Here is a 16870-nt window from a genome sequence, read left to right as displayed (position 1 = left end):
GATACGGACTGCTCATACGGGACGTACTGCCCGCCGGACTGCGGCTCGGGACGGCGACCGGGGCCGGGCGGAAAGCCCGGCCCCCGACAGGGTACGACGCGCACCACCCGGCCGTCACTCGCCGCCCGCGCGCGTTACTGGTCGCGGAACCGGACGATCTTCACAAACTCGTCCACGTCCAGCGCGGCGCCGCCGACCAGCGCGCCGTCCACGTCGGCCTGGGCCATGATCGCCGCGACGTTGCCGGACTTGACCGAGCCGCCGTACTGGATGCGTACGGCGTCCGCCACGCCCCGGTCGTACAGCTCGGTGAGCCGCCCGCGGATCGCGTGGCACACCTCCTGCGCGTCCTCCGGCGTGGCGACTTCGCCGGTGCCGATCGCCCAGACCGGCTCGTACGCGATCACGATCGACGCGGCCTGCTCGGCCGTGACGTCCGCCAGCCCGCCGTCGAGCTGGGCGAGGGTGTGCGCGACCTGGCCGCCCGCCTTGCGGACCTCCAGGCCTTCACCCACGCAGAGGATCGGCGTCAGGCCGTGCCGGAGGGCGGCCTTGACCTTGGCGTTGCACACGGCCTCGTCCTCGCCGTGGTACTGGCGCCGCTCCGAGTGGCCGACCGTGACGTAGGTACACTTCAGCTTGGCCAGCATCGGCCCGGAGATCTCACCGGTGTAGGCGCCGGAGTCGTGCGCGGAGACGTCCTGAGCGCCGTACTTGATCTTCAGCTTGTCACCGTCGATCAGCGTCTGCACGGAGCGCAGGTCGGTGTACGGAGCCAGGACGGCCACCTCGACGGCCTCGAAGTCCTTGTCCGCGAGCGCGAAGGCGAGCTTCTGCACGTGCGCGATGGCCTCGAGGTGGTTGAGGTTCATCTTCCAGTTGCCCGCCATCAGGGGCGTGCGGCTGCTCATGCTGGTCAGTCCTCCAGTGCGGCGAGGCCGGGGAGCGTCTTGCCCTCGAGGTATTCGAGGCTGGCGCCGCCACCGGTCGAGATATGGCCGAATGCGTTCTCGTCGAAGCCGAGCAGCCGTACGGCCGCGGCGCTGTCCCCGCCGCCGACCACCGTGAACGCGGCGTCGCCCGAGGGCGCCACGGCGTCCAGCAGGCCCTGCGCGACGGCACGGGTGCCGTCGGCGTAGTCGGGGTGCTCGAAGACCCCCATCGGGCCGTTCCAGAAGACGGTGGCCGCGTCGGCGAGCTTCGCGGCGTACAGCTCGCAGCTGCGCGGGCCGATGTCCAGGCCCATCAGCCCGGCCGGGATGGCGTCCGCGGCGACGGTGCTGGGGTCGGTCGGTGCCTTGGCCTTCAAGTCGGGAAAGGCCGGGGCCGCGATGACGTCGACGGGGAGCACGAACTCCACGCCCAGCTCCTCGGCCCGCTTGAGGTAGCCGTGCACCGCGCCGACCTGGTCCTCCTGGAGCAGCGAGGAGCCGACCTCGTGGCCCTGGGCCTTGAGGAAGGTGTACGCCATCCCGCCGCCGATGAGAATCCGGTCGGCCCTCTCCAGCAGGTGGTCGATGACGCCCAGCTTGTCGGAGACCTTGGCCCCGCCGAGCACGACGGCGTACGGCCGCCGGACGTCCTCGGTGAGCTTCCGCAGCACCCCGACCTCGGTGGCGATGAGGCCGCCGGCGGCGTGCGGGAGGCGGGCGGGAAGGTCGTAGACGGAGGCGTGCTTGCGGTGCACGGCACCGAAGCCGTCGCCGACGTAGAGGTCGGCCAGCAGCGCGAGCTGATCGGCGAACGCGCCGCGCTCGGCGTCGTCCTTGCTGGTCTCACCGGCGTTGAAGCGGAGGTTCTCCAGCAGCGTGACCCCGCCGTCGGCCAGTGAGCCGACGGTGGCCTTCGCGCTGTCCCCCACGGTGTCGGTGGCGAAGGCTACTTCGCCGCGCACGGAGGTGCCGAGCAGTTCACCGAGCCGCTTCGCCACCGGGGCGAGCGAGAACTGCGGGTCGGGGGCGCCCTTCGGGCGGCCCAGGTGTGAGGCGACGACGACGCGGGCGCCGGCCTCGGCGAGCCTGCGGATCGTCGGGACGGCGGCGCGGATACGGCCGTCGTCGGTGATGGTGGTGCCGTCGAGCGGAACGTTCAGATCGGCGCGGACGAAGACCCGCCGCCCGGCGACCTGAAGATCATCGATCGTCTTCATGCTTGCTGGAACTCCTTGCTTCCGGCCCTGCCGCTGCACGGTCACGGCTGCCTGCCCCTGCATGGCCCAGGGCCCGTCCGGTGGATCTTCGAGGACCAGCCCGCGGCGGCCGGAGCCGCCTCGCGCGCGAGGCGGCGGACCGCTCTCGTACGGGACGTACTCGGGCGGCTCCGGCAACGCGGGGGTACACCGGGCAGGCCCTGAGGCCCGCGGCGCGCGTCATCGCGCCCGCGGGCCCTGGCCCTGTCCCATGTCGGTGTGAGCGCGCGGAACGGTCAGAGACGGCCGCCGACGAACACCGTCAGGTCCACGAGGCGGTTGGAGTAGCCCCACTCGTTGTCGTACCAGCCGACGATCTTGACCTGGGTACCCTGCGCCATGGTCAGCGAGGAGTCGAAGGTGCAGGACGCGGGCCAGTTGACGATGTCCGAGGAGACGATCGGGTCCTCGGTGTACTCGAGGAAGCCCTTGAGCTGGCCCTCGGCGGCCTTCTGGAAGGCCGTGTTGACCTCGTCCCGGGTGACCTCGCGGTCCAGCTCCAGCACCAGGTCGGTCACCGAGCCGGTGGGCACGGGCACGCGCATGGCGATGCCGTCCAGCTTGCCCTTGAGCTGCGGGAGCACGAGGGCGGTGGCCTTCGCGGCGCCGGTCGAGGTCGGGATGATGTTCTCGGCGGCGGCGCGGGCGCGGCGCAGGTCCTTGTGCGGGAAGTCCAGGATGCGCTGGTCGTTGGTGTACGCGTGGACCGTCGTCATCATGCCCTTGACGATGCCGAAGCTCTCGTCCACGACCTTGGCCATCGGCGCCACGCAGTTGGTGGTGCAGGAGGCGTTGGAGATGACGTGGTGGTTCGCCGCGTCGTACTTGTCCTGGTTGACGCCCATCACGATGGTGATGTCCTCGTCCTTGGCCGGAGCCGAGATGAGGACCTTCTTCGCCCCGGCGGCGATGTGCTTCGCCGCGTCGTCACGCTTGGTGAAGATGCCGGTGGACTCGATCACGATGTCGGCGCCCAGCTCGCCCCAGGGGAGCTTCGCCGGGTCGCGCTCGGCCATCGTCTTGAAGGTCTGGCCGCCGACCGTGATGGTGTCGTCGGTGTGGCTGACCTCGTGCTTCAGGCGGCCGAGGATCGTGTCGTACTTCAGCAGGTGAACCAGGGTCGCGTTGTCGGTCAGGTCGTTGACACCGACGATCTCGACATCCGCCCCCTGCTCCAGGAGGGCGCGGAAGTAATTGCGACCGATGCGGCCAAAGCCATTGATGCCTACGCGGATCGTCACGAACCGATCTCCTCGTTGGTGCGCCGGTATGGACTCCGGCGATGCTGTATGGGATGTCCCCGACCGTCTCCGACCCTACCGCGCCGGGGGCCGCGCGGTGACATCGCCTACCCGGCGCGGTGGCCGAAGACGGGCGGTCGACGGGGCCCGCGGCGCGAAGGGCGCGCGGGCGCGGAGTGCGGGGCGCGGGTACGGGGGCGCGGCGGGGCCGTACGGGCGCCGGGCCGTGGCCGCGCGGCCCCGTCAGCCGACCATCTCCTCCGTGAGGGTCGCCTCCGTGCCGGGCAGGCCCAGGTCCTGCGCGCGCTTGTCGGCCATCGCCAGCAGCCGCCGGATACGGCCGGCGACCGCGTCCTTGGTCAGCGGCGGGTCGGCGAGGGCGCCCAACTCCTCCAGGGACGCCTGCTTGTGGTCCATCCGCAGCCGCCCGGCCGCCGCCAGGTGCTCGGGGACCTCCTCGCCCAGGATCTCCAGGGCCCGCTGCACGCGCGCTCCGGCCGCGACGGCGGCCCGCGCCGAGCGGCGCAGGTTGGCGTCGTCGAAGTTGGCGAGCCGGTTCGCCGTGGCCCGCACCTCGCGGCGCATGCGGCGCTCCTCCCAGGCGAGCACCGCCTCGTGCGCGCCGAGCCGGGTCAGCAGGGCACCGATCGCGTCTCCGTCGCGGACCACGACCCGGTCCACCCCGCGCACCTCGCGCGCCTTCGCGGGGATCTGGAGTCTGCGCGCGGCGCCGACCAGCGCGAGCGCCGCCTCGGGCCCGGGGCAGGTGACCTCCAGGGACGAGGAGCGGCCGGGCTCGGTCAGCGAGCCGTGCGCCAGGAACGCGCCGCGCCAGGCGGCCTCTGCGTCGCAGGTGGCCCCCGAGACCACCTGCGGCGGCAGCCCGCGGATGGGGCGGCCCCGGCTGTCGACGAGCCCCGTCTGGCGGGCCAGCTGGTCACCTCCGGCCACCACGCGCACGACGTAGCGCGAACCGCGCCGCAGTCCGCCGGGCGCCATCACCACCAGGTCGGACCCGTGTCCGAAGATCTCCAGGATGTCCTTGCGCAGCCGCCGGGCCGCGATCCCCGTGTCCAGCTCCGCTTCGATCACGATCCGGCCGCTCACCAGGTGGAGGCCGCCCGCGAACCGCAGGACGGAGGAGACCTCCGACTTCCGGCAGCAGGTCCGGGTGACGGGGAGCCGGGAGATTTCATCCTTCACCGCTGCCGTCATCGCCATGGGCCGATCCTTCCATGCATCCGAAAAATACGGTCGTACGCGGCTGCCAGCAGCTCCGGGTCGTGCCTGGCGGAACCCCCCGCCTGCCCTTCGGCCTGCGGGACGGTCCCTGGCGCCGCCACGGGTGCCAGCTCGACATTCGCCCCGAGCCGCTCGGCGGCCTCGCGGAGACTGTCCTGGTCCGGCACTGCGGCCTGGTCGGCCAACACCACGTCAAAGGCGAGTTTAGGGGCGTGTCGGGCCAAAACCTCCAAATGACGCTGCGGGGAGAAGCCTTCCGTTTCGCCCGGCTGCGGGGCGAGGTTGAGCGAGAGGACCCGGCGGGCCTTGGTGTCCTGGAGCGCGTCGAGCAGCTCGGGGACCAGCAGGTGCGGGATGACCGAGGAGAACCAGGACCCCGGACCGAGCACCACCCAGTCCGCGTCGAGCACCGCCCGGACGGCTTCCGGTACGGCGGGCGGGTCGTGCGGCACGAGGTGCACCTGCTGCACCTCGCCGGGGGTCAGGGCGACGGTGGCCTGCCCGCAGACCGTCGACATGCCGTGCGGCCGGGCCGGGTCGTGCCCCCGCACCCGCGCCTGGAGCTCCAGCGGGACCGCGGACATCGGCAGCACCCGGCCGTGCGCGCCGAGCAGCCTGCCGACCAGGTCCAGGGCCTGGACGTGGTCGCCCAGCTGCTCCCAGAGCGCGACGATCAGCAGGTTGCCCACGGCGTGCTCGTGCAGGTCGCCCTTGCTCTCGAAGCGGTGCTGGATGACCTCGGCCCAGGTACGCCCCCAGTCGTCGTCGCCGCAGAGCGCGGCGAGGGCCTTGCGCAGGTCCCCCGGCGGCAGGACGCCCAGCTCGTCGCGGAGGCGCCCGCTGGAGCCGCCGTCGTCCGCCACGGTGACCACGGCCGTCAGGTCGCCGGTGATGCGGCGCAGCGCGGTGAGCGAGGCGGAGAGGCCCATGCCGCCGCCGAGGGCGACCACCTTGGGCTGCGCGCCCCGCCGGGTGGCGGGGCCGCCGACGAGCCGCCGCAGCCGTATGGTCCTGCGCGGCATTACTCGCGACCCATGTCCCGGTGCACGACGACGGTCTCCACGCCTCCGTCGGACAGGCGGCGGGCCAGCCGTTCGGACATGGCGACCGAGCGGTGCTTGCCGCCGGTACAGCCGACGGCGACGGTGACGTAGCGCTTGCCCTCACGGCGGTATCCGGTGGCGATCAGCTGGAGCAGCTCGGCGTAGCGGTCGAGGAACTCCTTGGCACCGGGCTGGTGGAAGACGTACCCCGCGACCTCCTCGTGCAGGCCGGTGAAGGGGCGCAGCTCGGGCACCCAGTGCGGGTTGGGCAGAAAGCGGCAGTCCACGACGAGGTCCGCGTCAACCGGGAGGCCGTACTTGTACCCGAAGGACATCACCGTCGCGCGCAGCTCGGGCTCCTCGTCCCCGGCGAACTGGGCGTCCATCTTGGCGCGCAGCTCGTGGACGTTCAGGCTGGAGGTGTCGATGACCAGGTCGGCGTCGCCGCGCAGCTCGCGCAGCAGGTCGCGCTCGGCGGCGATGCCGTCGACGATGCGGCCGTCGCCCTGGAGCGGGTGCGGGCGGCGCACCGACTCGAAGCGGCGCACCAGCGCCTCGTCGGAGGCCTCCAGGAAGACCGTACGCCGGGTGACCTGCTTGGAGTCCAGGTCGGCGAGGGACTGCTTGAGGTTGTCGAAGAAGCGGCGGCCCCGTACGTCGACGACCGCGGCGATACGCGCCACGTTGCCCTGGGAGCGCGCGCCGAGGTCGACCATGGTGGGGATCAGGGAGGGCGGCAGGTTGTCCACGACGAACCAGCCGAGGTCCTCCAGGCACTTGGCCGCGGTGCTGCGGCCCGCCCCGGACATGCCCGAGATGATCACCAGTTCGGGGATCGTCGCTTCCTCGGCTTCCGCCGCCTTGCCCGTGCTCACCTGTACCGCTCCGTCTCTCTTCTGGTCCTCCGGCCTACCCTGCGCCGGGTCCTGGGGCCGGTCTTCGGGGCCTGGCCGGCCCGCGTCTTCGTGTGCCTTGCTCATCTCGTGTCTCCCCCGTCTTCACTGGTGTTCGTCTTCCACGATCTCACCGGTCGCGGTGTTGACCGCCGGGGCGGTGGGTGCCGCCCCGGCCAGGGTGGCCGCGACGGATTCGGCCGTCTTGCGCCCCACGCCCGGGACCTCGCAGATCTGCTCGACCGTGGCGGCGCGGAGCCGCTTGACCGAGCCGAAATGCTTGATGAGTGCCTGCTTGCGGGTCTCACCGAGGCCGACGACGGCGTCGAGAGGGCCCGCTTTCATTGATTTTGCCCGTTTGCTGCGCTGATAGGTAATCGCGAAGCGGTGCGCCTCGTCCCGGGCGCGCTGGAGCAGGTAGAGACCCTCGCTCGTGCGCGGCAGCACGACGGGATCGTCCTCGTGCGGCAGCCAGACCTCCTCCAGGCGCTTGGCCAGGCCGCAGACGGCCACGTCGTCGACGCCCAGCTCGTCCAGCGCCCGCTGGGCAGCGGCGACCTGCGGCTGACCGCCGTCGACCACCAGGAGCTGCGGCGGGTACGCGAACTTCTTCGGACGCCCGTCCTCGTCCCGGCCGGCCAGCCCGCCGGGGGCGCCGGACGCGTCCTCCCCGGCCGGGGAGGCGCCGGGGTCGGGCTGAGCGGCCTGCGCCGGGCCGTCGGTCCCCGGGGTCTCGCCCGCCTCGCCCGCGGGCCCCCACTCCCCCGTCCGCTGCTTCTCCTGGAGGTAGCGCCGGAAGCGCCGGCTGATCACCTCGTGCATCGCCCGCACGTCGTCCTGCCCGGCGAAGGACTTGATCTGGAAGCGGCGGTACTCGCTCTTGCGGGCGAGACCGTCCTCCAGGACCACCATCGAGGCGACCACGTCGTCCCCCTGGAGGTGCGAGATGTCGAAGCACTCGATCCGCAGCGGGGCGGAGTCCAGGCCGAGCGCCTCCGCGATCTCCTCCAGGGCGCGGGAGCGGGTGGTCAGGTCCGAGGCCCGCTTCGTCTTGTGCAGGGCCAGCGACTGCTGGGCGTTGCGCCGCACCGTGTCCATCAGGGCGCGCTTGTCGCCGCGCTGCGGGATGCGCAGGCTCACGGCCGAGCCCCGGCGGTCGGCCAGCCACTGCGCTATCGGCTCCACCGGCTCCGGCAGCGCGGGGACCAGCACCTCCTTGGGCACGGCGTCGCCGCTCTCCTCGCCGTAGAGCTGCTGAAGGGCGTGCTCGACGAGCCCGGCCGTGCCGACCTCCTCCACCTTGTCGGTGACCCAGCCGCGCTGCCCGCGCACCCGCCCGCCCCGTACGTGGAAGATCTGGACGGCGGCCTCCAGCTCGTCCTCCGCCACGGCGATCAGGTCGGCGTCGGTGGCGTCGGTGAGCACCACCGCGTTCTTCTCCATCGCGCGCCGCAGCGCCGCTATGTCGTCCCGCAGCCGGGCGGCCTTCTCGTACTCCATCTCCTCGGCCGCCTCCCGCATCGACTCCTCCAGGCGGCTGAGGTAGGTGCCGGTGCGGCCGGCCATGAAGTCGCAGAACTCGTCGGCCAGTTCGCGGTGGTCCTCGGCGCTGATCCGGCCCACGCAGGGGGCGGAGCACTTGCCGATGTACCCCAGGAGGCAGGGGCGGCCGATCTGGGCGGAGCGCTTGAAGACCCCGGCCGAGCAGGTGCGTACGGGAAAGACCCGGAGCATCAGGTCGACGGTCTCCCGGATCGCCCACGCGTGCCCGTACGGCCCGAAGTAGCGCACGCCCTTGCGCTTGGGACCGCGCAGCACCTGGACCCGGGGGTACTCCTCGTTCAGCGTCACCGCGAGGGACGGATAGCTCTTGTCGTCGCGGTACTTGACGTTGAACCGGGGGTCGTACTCCTTGATCCAGGAGTACTCCAGCTGGAGCGCCTCGACCTCGGTGCCGACGACGGTCCACTCGACCGAGGCGGCCGTGGTGACCATCGTGCGGGTGCGCGGGTGGAGACTCGCCAGGTCCTGGAAGTAGTTGGCGAGCCGCGCGCGCAGGCTCTTCGCCTTCCCGACGTAGATCACCCGGCGGTGTGCGTCACGAAAGCGATAGACCCCCGGAGAGTCGGGGATCTGTCCCGGCTTGGGCCGGTAGCTGGAGGGATCGGCCATGCGTCACACCCTACTTCCGCCCGGTGACAGAACGCGGCGGCGGGACCGGGCGCGGGGCAGGGCAGGGGCGCGGGGAGGAGGCCGGCGCGGGGACCGGCCCCCGCGGTCACCAGCCGCGCTCGCGCCACTCCCGAAGGTGCGGGCGCTCGTGCCCCAGCGTGGTGTCCGCGCCGTGTCCGGGGTAGACCCAGGTCTCGTCGGGGAGGACGCCGAAGAGCTTGGCCTCCACGTCGCGCAGCAGGCTGGCGAAGAGCGCCGGGTCGCCGCGGGTGTTGCCGAGGCCGCCGGGGAAGAGGCAGTCGCCGGTGAACAGGTGCGGGTGGCCGTGCGGGTCGTCGTAGATCAGGGCGATGGAGCCGGGGGTGTGGCCGGTCAGGTGCACGGCGGTCAGCTCGGCGGCGCCGAACCGTACGGTGTCGCCGTCCCCGAGGGGGACGTCGGTGGGCACCGGGATGCCCTCCGCGTCGTAGCGGCCCGCGTACGTGCGGGCGTCGGTGGCCTGGACGACGGTGTCCAGCGCCTGCCAGTGGTCGCCGTGCCGGTGGGTGGTGATCACGGCGCTGATGCCGTCCTCGCCGATGAGCCGCAGCAGGGTGTCCGGCTCGTTGGCCGCGTCGATCATCAGCTGTTCGCCGGTGGCCCGACAGCGCAGCAGGTAGGCGTTGTTGTCCATGGGGCCGACCGCGACCTTCGAGATCATCAGGTCGGCCAGCTCGTGCACATCGGCGGCGCCGCCGACCTTCACCGTTCCGCTGTATGCCATGGCGTCACGTTAGCGGTCCGCCGCGGCTCTCCGCAGCGCCCCACCCCGCGTCGCCGCCACCCCCCGTACAGACGTCCCGAATCGTAGGGGGGCCGCCGCGCGGCGCGCGCCTGGGAACTGTCGGACAGGCCCTACAGCGGCGGCAGCGCGGGCAGCGGCGAGGCGGCCGAGAGACCGCTGCCGGTCGTACGGCCGGTGAGCCAGCCGGTCAGGGCGGCCGGGGTGCCCACCACGATCACCGGGTCGCCGGTGGCCGCGCCGGTGCGCCAGCTGCGGCCGTCCTCCGCGCGCAGCTCGACGGCCTCGGGGACGTCGGGGTGCCCGGCGAAGCGCTTGGCCATGTTGGCGGTCTCGCGGTCGGTGAAGTCGGCGGGCAGGTCCTCGATCGTGTAGCCGATGCCGAGGTCCACGTGGTGCAGCTCGATCTCGACGAGGCGGCGGAAGGGAATCCCGGCGGCGAGGTCCTTCACGCCGTTGCGCAGCTCCACGGTACGCTGCCAGCCCGCCTCGTCCTGGGCCTCGAAGAGGGCGTCCAGCCGCCCGGAGGCGGCCCGCACGTCCGCGAGCTGCTCCCCCAGGGGGCGCGGGGCGTCCCGCTCGATGTCGGCGTCCCTGATCTCGGCGCCTGCGTACATCGGCTCGCCGGAGAGTACGTTGATGAGAGCGTCCGCGTTGCGCGCGAGATGGGCGAGCACGTGGCCGCGGGTCCAGCCGGGCAGCTGGGAGGGCTCCGCGACGGCGTTCTCCGACAGCCTGCCCGCCGCGGCCAGCAGGCGGTCGGTGGCGTCCCGTACGAGTGCGGCGTCCGCGACGGCGGGGGCGTGTGCTGACGAGTTCATGATCCAAACATACTCGGACCACACCTTCGGGTGAAGGTGGCCGGGAACGTCCATAATTCGAATGCGCGTGCTATAAGCTCGCAGGTGCGGCACGAGTGCGGCATTGGAAGTACACCGTCGGGGCGCTCCCCATACCCTGGGGCAGGGGGCTCCGCCCCTCACCACACAGGAAAGGTGCCTACCGGCGTGGCTGACCGTCTCTTCGTCCGTGGCGCTCGCGAGCACAATCTCAAGAACGTCTCCCTCGACCTCCCCCGTGACTCCCTCATCGTCTTCACGGGGCTCTCCGGGTCGGGGAAGTCCTCGCTCGCGTTCGACACGATCTTCGCGGAGGGGCAGCGGCGCTACGTCGAGTCGCTCTCCTCCTACGCACGCCAGTTCCTGGGCCAGATGGACAAGCCCGATGTGGACTTCATCGAGGGGCTCTCCCCCGCCGTCTCCATCGACCAGAAGTCGACCTCGCGCAACCCGCGCTCGACCGTCGGCACCATCACCGAGGTCTACGACTACCTGCGGCTGCTCTTCGCCCGCATCGGCCGCCCGCACTGCCCGGAGTGCGGGCGTCCCATCGCCCGGCAGTCGCCGCAGGCGATCGTGGACAAGGTGCTGGACCTGGAGCCCGGCAGCCGCTTCCAGGTGCTCTCCCCACTGGTGCGGGAGCGCAAGGGCGAGTTCGTCGACCTCTTCTCCGACCTCCAGACCAAGGGGTACAGCCGGGCCCGGGTGGACGGCGCCACCGTCCAGCTCTCCGAGCCGCCCACGCTCAAGAAGCAGGAGAAGCACACGATCGAGGTGGTCGTCGACCGCCTCACGGTCAAGGAGAGCGCCAAGCGGCGGCTGACCGACTCCGTGGAGACCGCCCTCGGCCTCTCCGGCGGCATGGTCATCCTCGACTTCGTCGACCTGCCCGAGGACGACCCGCAGCGCGAGCGGATGTACTCGGAGCACCTGTACTGCCCGCACGACGACCTGTCCTTCGAGGAGATGGAGCCGCGCTCCTTCTCCTTCAACTCCCCCTTCGGCGCCTGCCCCGACTGCACCGGCATCGGGACCAGGATGGAGGTGGACCCGGAGCTGATCGTCCCGGACGAGGACAAGTCGCTGGACGAGGGCGCGATCCACCCCTGGTCGCACGGCCACACCAAGGACTACTTCGCCCGGCTGATCAACGCCCTCGCCGACGCCCTGGGCTTCCGTACGGACATCCCCTGGGCCGGGCTGCCGCAGCGCGCCCGCAAGGCCCTGCTCAACGGCCACCGGACGCAGATCGAGGTGCGCTACCGCAACCGCTACGGGCGGGAGCGCGCGTACACCACCGCCTTCGAGGGCGCGGTCCCGTTCGTGCGGCGGCGGCACCAGGAGGCGGAGACCGACACCAGCCGGGAGCGCTTCGAGGGGTACATGCGCGAGGTGCCCTGCCCGACCTGCCGGGGCACCCGGCTCAAGCCGGTGGTGCTCGCGGTCACCGTGCAGGAGAAGTCGATCGCGGACGTCGCCGCGATGTCGATCAGCGAGTGCGCGGACTTCCTGGGCGCCATGGTGCTCAACGAACGCGAGAAGGCGATCGCGGAGCGGGTACTCAAGGAGGTCAACGAGCGGCTGCGGTTCCTGGTCGACGTCGGCCTCGACTACCTGTCGCTCAACCGCGCGGCGGGCACCCTCTCCGGCGGCGAGGCGCAGCGCATCCGGCTCGCGACGCAGATCGGCTCCGGCCTGGTGGGCGTGCTGTACGTGCTGGACGAGCCGTCCATCGGGCTGCACCAGCGGGACAACCACCGGCTGATGGAGACCCTGGTGCGGCTGCGCGACCTGGGCAACACGCTGATCGTCGTGGAGCACGACGAGGACACCATCAAGACCTCCGACTGGGTCGTGGACATCGGCCCGGGCGCCGGTGAGCACGGCGGCGAGGTGGTGCACAGCGGACCGCTCAAGGAGCTGCTGGAGAACGAGCGGTCGGTCACGGGCCAGTACCTCTCCGGCCGCCGGAAGATCCCCACCCCCGAGATCCGGCGCCCGGTGGACCGGGCCCGGCAGCTGACGGTGCACGGCGCACGGGAGAACAACCTCCAGGACCTCGACGTCAGCTTCCCGCTCGGGGTGCTGACCGCGGTCACCGGGGTCTCCGGCTCCGGCAAGTCGACGCTGGTCAACGACATCCTCTACACCCACCTGGCGCGCGAGCTGAACGGCGCCAAGTCGGTGCCCGGGCGGCACACCCGGGTGGACGGCGACGAGCTGGTGGACAAGGTCGTGCACGTCGACCAGTCGCCGATCGGCCGTACGCCGCGCTCCAACCCGGCCACGTACACCGGGGTGTTCGACCACGTGCGCAGGCTGTTCGCGGAGACGATGGAGGCGAAGGTGCGCGGCTACCTGCCGGGGCGCTTCTCCTTCAACGTCAAGGGCGGCCGGTGCGAGAACTGCTCGGGCGACGGCACGATCAAGATCGAGATGAACTTCCTGCCGGACGTGTACGTGCCGTGCGAGGTCTGCCACGGCGCGCGCTACAACCGGGAGACGCTGGAGGTCCACTACAAGGGCAAGTCCATCGCCGAGGTCCTCGACATGCCGATCGAGGAGGCCACGGAGTTCTTCGCGGCCGTCCCCGCCATCTCGCGCCACCTGCGCACGCTCAGCGACGTGGGGCTGGGTTACGTACGGCTGGGGCAGTCCGCACCGACCCTCTCCGGCGGTGAGGCGCAGCGCGTCAAGCTGGCGAGCGAGTTGCAGAAGCGCAGCACAGGCCGCACGGTCTACGTGCTGGACGAGCCGACCACCGGGCTGCACTTCGAGGACATCAGCAAGCTGATCACGGTGCTCTCGGGGCTGGTCGACAAGGGCAACACGGTGATCGTCATCGAGCACAACCTCGATGTGATCAAGACGGCCGACTGGCTCGTGGACATGGGCCCGGAAGGCGGCAGCGGCGGCGGGCTGGTGGTCGCGGAGGGCACTCCGGAGCAGGTCGCGGCCGTGCCGGCGAGCCACACGGGCAAGTTCCTGCGGGACCTCCTGGAGAGCGGGGAGAGCGACGCGGCGACCGTCCCGGCGCGCCGGGGTGGGGCGCGCGGGGCGAAGGCCGGAGCGAAGGCCGGGGCGGAGAAAGCTCCCGCGGCGCAGAAGGCCCCGGCCAGGAGCGCGGCCCAGAGCGCGAAGAGCACGGCGAAGAGCGCCGCCAAGAAGGCTCCGGCGAAGTCCGGCAAGGCGGCGGCGCGCAAGCGCTGAGCGGGACGTAGGGTCGGCGCCATGACGACCCGCACCACACACGGCACGCCGCGCCGCACCGTCCTGCACGGTGCGGCGGTCGCCGGGATCGGGCTCACGGCCGCAGCCTGCTCCGGCTCCGGCGAGCCGGAAGATCCCGCGACCCCCACCGCCCCGGTCGGCCTCGGCTCGGCCGGGGCCGTACCGGTGGGCGGGGCGAAGCTCTACCGCGAGCAGCGGCTCGTGGTCGCCCAGCCCGCCGAGGGCGACTTCCGCGCGTTCAGCGCGGTGTGCACGCACAAGGGCTGCGTGCTCAGCTCGGTCGAGCGCACGGAGGGCAGCTGCGCCTGCCACGGGAGCCGGTTCGACGTCACCTCGGGTGAGGTGCTCCAGGGCCCCGCGACCAAGCCGCTGCCCGAGGTCCCGGTGCGGGCGGAGGGCGGCAGGCTGACGGCGGGGCCGAAGAGCTGACCGGTCAGGACCAGTCCCAGCCGATTCCGAGGAGCCCCGGCCCCGCGCTCTGCTCCGCGAGGTGCACCATCCGGTGGCGCCCGGTCAGCGTCAGTTCGCGCTGCCCGGTGGGCCGGGCCCCGGGTGCCGTACGGGTGAAGCCGCGGCACCGCACCGGCAGCGCGGCGTCGTCGAACCGCACCTGGAGGACGTACTGCCCGCCGCCGAAGCTGAAGCCGCGCACGTACTCGTGGCAGGCGGGGCCGGTGCCATCCTCAAAGGTGTAGCCGAAGACATGGGTCTCGCCGGAGCGCAGCCGGGTGTCGAAGAGCAGTTCGGCCGCGACGATTCCGGCCTCCTCGTGCCTGCGGACCCGGCCCGCCCGGCAGTTCTCCGTCTCGCGCAGCCCGATCCGCTCCGGCACGCAGCCGGTATCGCCGTAGTGGATGGCGACGTACCGGTCCACGCCGTCCCGGTGTGCGCGGACGACCTGTTGTGAATCGCGGCCCCGCAGCTCCCGGCGGGCGCCGATCCGTACCCGTTCGAAGTGGCTGATGGTGTGCAGGCCGCCGTCGGCCGGGGTCTCCAGCGCGTCGAAGAGCTGGTGCAGCGGGCCCGCCGCGTCCAGCAGGGCGCGGTAGGGGCGGGTGGCCGGGCGGTCGGTGCCGGAGGGGCGGGCCAGCAGCCGAATGAGCGCGTCCGGTGGCAGTTCGAGCACCTCCTCCAGCGCGCGCACCGCGCGCAGCGACTCGGCCCGTACCGGCCGGCGGGTGCCCTGCTGCCAGTAGCTGAGGCTGGTGACGCCGACGTGGATGCCCTGCTGGGCCAGGCGGTGCTGGATGCGGTGGAGCGCGAGGCCGCGCGCCTCGATGGCGGCGCGCAGCGCGAGCGGGAACGGGCCGGTGCGCAGCCGCTGTTCCAGCTCGGAGTGAATGTTCACCGGCTGAACTCCCCTCTCCCGCAGGCCACCAGGACGGCGAGGGGCGGCGTTCACATCGGCGCCGACCCGTTCACACCGGCCTGTCACGGGGCATTGAAGCTCGTTGACCTGCGCACGGCAACTCCCCATGCTCATGGCAAACGAGGCAGACCCGCATCCGGATGCGCTTCTCCGCTCTCCCCACCCACCCCCCTCGGGAGGAACGCCATGCCCTTGTCCCCTGCCCGGCCGCGCCGCGTACGCCGCCGGCCCCGAACCGCGCGCAGACGGTTCACCTTCACCGCCCTCGCCGCGGCCACCCTGCTCGCCGTACCGGCCGCCGTCGCCACCGCGGCGGCACCGGCCGCACCCGGTGCGCGCGGCGGCGCGGAGGCGCTCGCCGCGAACCGGCTGAACATCACCATGCAGGCGCAGCAGCAGAGCAACTGGTGCTGGGCCGCCGCCGGCAACACCATCGCGAGCTACTACGGCCGCAACTACAGCCAGAACCAGTTCTGCAACGCCGCCTTCGGGCGGCAGCAGGGTTACAACTGCCCCAACTCGCAGGCCACGCTGGGCGACGTGCAGCAGGGACTGCGCTGGACGGGCGTCCGCCCCGGCTCATACGTCAACGGCTGGCTGAACTACGCCACGGTGCGGTCCGAGATCGACGCGAACCGTCCCGTGGAGACCCGGATCGGCTGGGACAGCGGCGGCGGCCACATGCACGTCCTGTACGGCTACGACACCAGCAGCAGCTGGGTGTACTGGGGCGACCCGTGGCCGTCGAGCGGGCGCTACAACTGGGCCTCGCACAGCTGGTACGTGAACAACACCTCGTTCAACTGGACCCACTCGCTCTACCGGATCGGGGCGTGAGGCGGCCATGGCACAGAAGACACGACAGGAACGGCAGGAACGGCAGGCGCGCCACTCCCTGCTGGTGCTGACCCGGCGCGCGGGCGTCGCCGGCGCCTTCGCCGCGCTGCTGCTCACGGCGGCGGGCCAGGCGCACGCGAAGGACTCCCCGGCACCGCCCCGTACCCCCGCGGCGTCCGAAGTCGCCGAGGCCCGCAAGGCGGTGACGGCCCCGGAGTCGGACAAGGTGCTCGCCCGCTTCTTCGCCCGTGACGGCGCGGTCAGCCGGGCCGCCGCCGACCCGAGGACGCAGGGGGCGACGGTGCCGGTCTACTTCCTCTCCGCGGACTTCGTACGGGGCGACGCGTCGGCACCGGTCGCGGAACTGGAGTTCCTGGCCACCCGTGCGGCCTCCTCGGACGGCCAGGTGGCGTCGGTGTGGACGGCCGAGACCGGTGGCGACTGGCAGGTCGTCAACATCGCCACGGGCGACGACGAGACGGCGTTCGCGGCGAAGGGCGCCCGTAAGGCCGCGGGCGGGACGGTCTTCCGCGAGCCGCAGATCGACGCCTGGTACGTGCTCGACGGCGACCGGGTGCTGCCGCTGGACGCGGACGCGCGCAAGGCGGTGGGCACGCGGGGCACCTCGGTGGACGCCTACCGGCAGCGGGTCCACGCGGAGTACGGGGACAAGCTGCCCGGATCGGCCTACGACCGGAAGGGGACGGCGGGCGGCTTCGGCCCGCAGGACACGCCGGGGGCACCCGCCGGGCCGGATGCCGGGCAGGGGCCCGGCAAGGCGGCGACCGCCTCCGCCGCCCCGTCCGCCGCCGGGGACTCCGCACCCGCCGTGGTGGCCGGTGCGGGCGCGCTCGGCGCGGCGGCAGCGGCAGGCGTCTGGTGCGTACGGCGCGCCAGGCGCGGTGCACCTGCCTGACGCACCGTCAGAGGTACTGTGTGCCCCGCCTTCCGTCAAGCGGAAGGCGGGGCACCGGTTGTTTCCTACGAGTTCTCTCCGCCCCACTGGTGTAGACCGGTCACTCTTGCCACGCTGT

General features: G+C 72.1%; 14 protein-coding genes. 4 read left to right on the top strand and 10 right to left on the bottom strand.

Features of this window, described 5'->3' with window-relative positions; translation table 11 throughout:
- Positions 1-134 precede the first annotated feature (134 nt).
- The 9 genes from tpiA to H299_RS0119015 all read right to left on the bottom strand — a co-directional run bounded on the left by tpiA (position 135) and on the right by H299_RS0119015 (position 10381).
- Positions 135-911, bottom strand: a complete 777-nt coding sequence (gene tpiA, locus H299_RS0119055; protein ID WP_027749701.1) for a triose-phosphate isomerase — start codon at positions 909-911, stop codon at positions 135-137.
- Positions 912-916: 5 nt separating this feature from the next.
- Positions 917-2149, bottom strand: coding sequence for a phosphoglycerate kinase (locus tag H299_RS0119050; RefSeq protein ID WP_027749700.1), 1233 nt, complete (start codon positions 2147-2149; stop codon positions 917-919).
- Positions 2150-2424: 275 nt separating this feature from the next.
- Positions 2425-3429, bottom strand: coding sequence for a type I glyceraldehyde-3-phosphate dehydrogenase (gap, locus tag H299_RS0119045; RefSeq protein ID WP_027749699.1), 1005 nt, complete (start codon positions 3427-3429; stop codon positions 2425-2427).
- A 243-nt stretch (positions 3430-3672) separates the two neighbouring features.
- Positions 3673-4650: a DNA-binding protein WhiA gene (gene whiA / locus H299_RS0119040; protein ID WP_027749698.1), complete on the bottom strand. Its 978-nt coding sequence runs from the start codon at positions 4648-4650 to the stop codon at positions 3673-3675.
- Positions 4641-5693: a uridine diphosphate-N-acetylglucosamine-binding protein YvcK gene (locus tag H299_RS0119035; protein ID WP_027749697.1), complete on the bottom strand. Its 1053-nt coding sequence runs from the start codon at positions 5691-5693 to the stop codon at positions 4641-4643. Before H299_RS0119035 ends, whiA begins: the two co-directional genes overlap by 10 nt.
- Positions 5693-6694 (bottom strand): RNase adapter RapZ, encoded by a 1002-nt coding sequence (gene rapZ / locus H299_RS0119030; RefSeq protein WP_486587341.1) that lies wholly within the window; start codon positions 6692-6694, stop codon positions 5693-5695. Before rapZ ends, H299_RS0119035 begins: the two co-directional genes overlap by 1 nt.
- Before the next feature lie 18 nt (positions 6695-6712).
- Positions 6713-8779 carry an excinuclease ABC subunit UvrC gene (gene uvrC / locus H299_RS0119025; protein ID WP_027749695.1) on the bottom strand — a complete coding sequence of 689 codons (2067 nt, stop codon included), beginning with the start codon at positions 8777-8779 and terminating at the stop codon, positions 6713-6715.
- Between the two features lie 106 nt (positions 8780-8885).
- A complete protein-coding gene (locus tag H299_RS0119020; protein ID WP_027749694.1) occupies positions 8886-9542 on the bottom strand; it encodes an MBL fold metallo-hydrolase in 657 nt (218 codons plus the stop codon).
- Between the two features lie 131 nt (positions 9543-9673).
- A complete protein-coding gene (locus H299_RS0119015; protein ID WP_027749693.1) occupies positions 9674-10381 on the bottom strand; it encodes a maleylpyruvate isomerase family mycothiol-dependent enzyme in 708 nt (235 codons plus the stop codon).
- A 186-nt stretch (positions 10382-10567) separates the two neighbouring features.
- On the opposite strand from H299_RS0119015, the gene uvrA reads away from it, so the two are divergent.
- Both uvrA and H299_RS0119005 read left to right on the top strand, forming a co-directional pair.
- Positions 10568-13609 (top strand): excinuclease ABC subunit UvrA, encoded by a 3042-nt coding sequence (uvrA, locus tag H299_RS0119010; RefSeq protein WP_027749692.1) that lies wholly within the window; start codon positions 10568-10570, stop codon positions 13607-13609.
- A gap of 21 nt (positions 13610-13630) precedes the next feature.
- Positions 13631-14059: a Rieske (2Fe-2S) protein gene (locus H299_RS0119005; RefSeq protein ID WP_027749691.1), complete on the top strand. Its 429-nt coding sequence runs from the start codon at positions 13631-13633 to the stop codon at positions 14057-14059.
- A 4-nt stretch (positions 14060-14063) separates the two neighbouring features.
- Here H299_RS0119005 and H299_RS0119000 read toward each other — a convergent pair whose 3' ends face one another.
- On the bottom strand, positions 14064-14978 hold the full coding sequence (locus H299_RS0119000) for a hypothetical protein (RefSeq protein WP_027749690.1): 915 nt from the start codon (positions 14976-14978) through the stop codon (positions 14064-14066).
- A 207-nt stretch (positions 14979-15185) separates the two neighbouring features.
- On the opposite strand from H299_RS0119000, the gene H299_RS35015 reads away from it, so the two are divergent.
- Positions 15186-15836, top strand: coding sequence for a papain-like cysteine protease family protein (locus tag H299_RS35015; protein ID WP_051262631.1), 651 nt, complete (start codon positions 15186-15188; stop codon positions 15834-15836).
- Positions 15837-15843: 7 nt separating this feature from the next.
- Positions 15844-16752, top strand: a complete 909-nt coding sequence (locus H299_RS0118990) for a hypothetical protein (RefSeq protein WP_486587340.1) — start codon at positions 15844-15846, stop codon at positions 16750-16752.
- The last annotated feature ends 118 nt before the right edge of the window (positions 16753-16870 follow it).

The organism is Streptomyces sp. CNH287 (assembly GCF_000424825.1).
Note: the sequence above shows the minus strand (reverse complement) of the source record. Positions and strands in the feature narration are given on the sequence as shown.

What these genes read in the sequence shown, in the direction of transcription:
- tpiA (WP_027749701.1), bottom strand. Translation starts at nt 911, where the DNA reads ATGAGCAGCCGCACGCCCCTGATGGCGGGCAACTGGAAGATGAACCTC.
- H299_RS0119050 (WP_027749700.1), bottom strand. Translation starts at nt 2,149, where the DNA reads ATGAAGACGATCGATGATCTTCAGGTCGCCGGGCGGCGGGTCTTCGTC.
- whiA (WP_027749698.1), bottom strand. Translation starts at nt 4,650, where the DNA reads ATGGCGATGACGGCAGCGGTGAAGGATGAAATCTCCCGGCTCCCCGTC.
- H299_RS0119035 (WP_027749697.1), bottom strand. Translation starts at nt 5,693, where the DNA reads ATGCCGCGCAGGACCATACGGCTGCGGCGGCTCGTCGGCGGCCCCGCC.
- rapZ (WP_486587341.1), bottom strand. Translation starts at nt 6,694, where the DNA reads ATGAGCAAGGCACACGAAGACGCGGGCCGGCCAGGCCCCGAAGACCGG.
- uvrC (WP_027749695.1), bottom strand. Translation starts at nt 8,779, where the DNA reads ATGGCCGATCCCTCCAGCTACCGGCCCAAGCCGGGACAGATCCCCGAC.
- H299_RS0119020 (WP_027749694.1), bottom strand. Translation starts at nt 9,542, where the DNA reads ATGGCATACAGCGGAACGGTGAAGGTCGGCGGCGCCGCCGATGTGCAC.
- H299_RS0119015 (WP_027749693.1), bottom strand. Translation starts at nt 10,381, where the DNA reads ATGAACTCGTCAGCACACGCCCCCGCCGTCGCGGACGCCGCACTCGTA.
- H299_RS0119005 (WP_027749691.1), top strand. Translation starts at nt 13,631, where the DNA reads ATGACGACCCGCACCACACACGGCACGCCGCGCCGCACCGTCCTGCAC.
- H299_RS35015 (WP_051262631.1), top strand. Translation starts at nt 15,186, where the DNA reads ATGCCCTTGTCCCCTGCCCGGCCGCGCCGCGTACGCCGCCGGCCCCGA.
- H299_RS0118990 (WP_486587340.1), top strand. Translation starts at nt 15,844, where the DNA reads ATGGCACAGAAGACACGACAGGAACGGCAGGAACGGCAGGCGCGCCAC.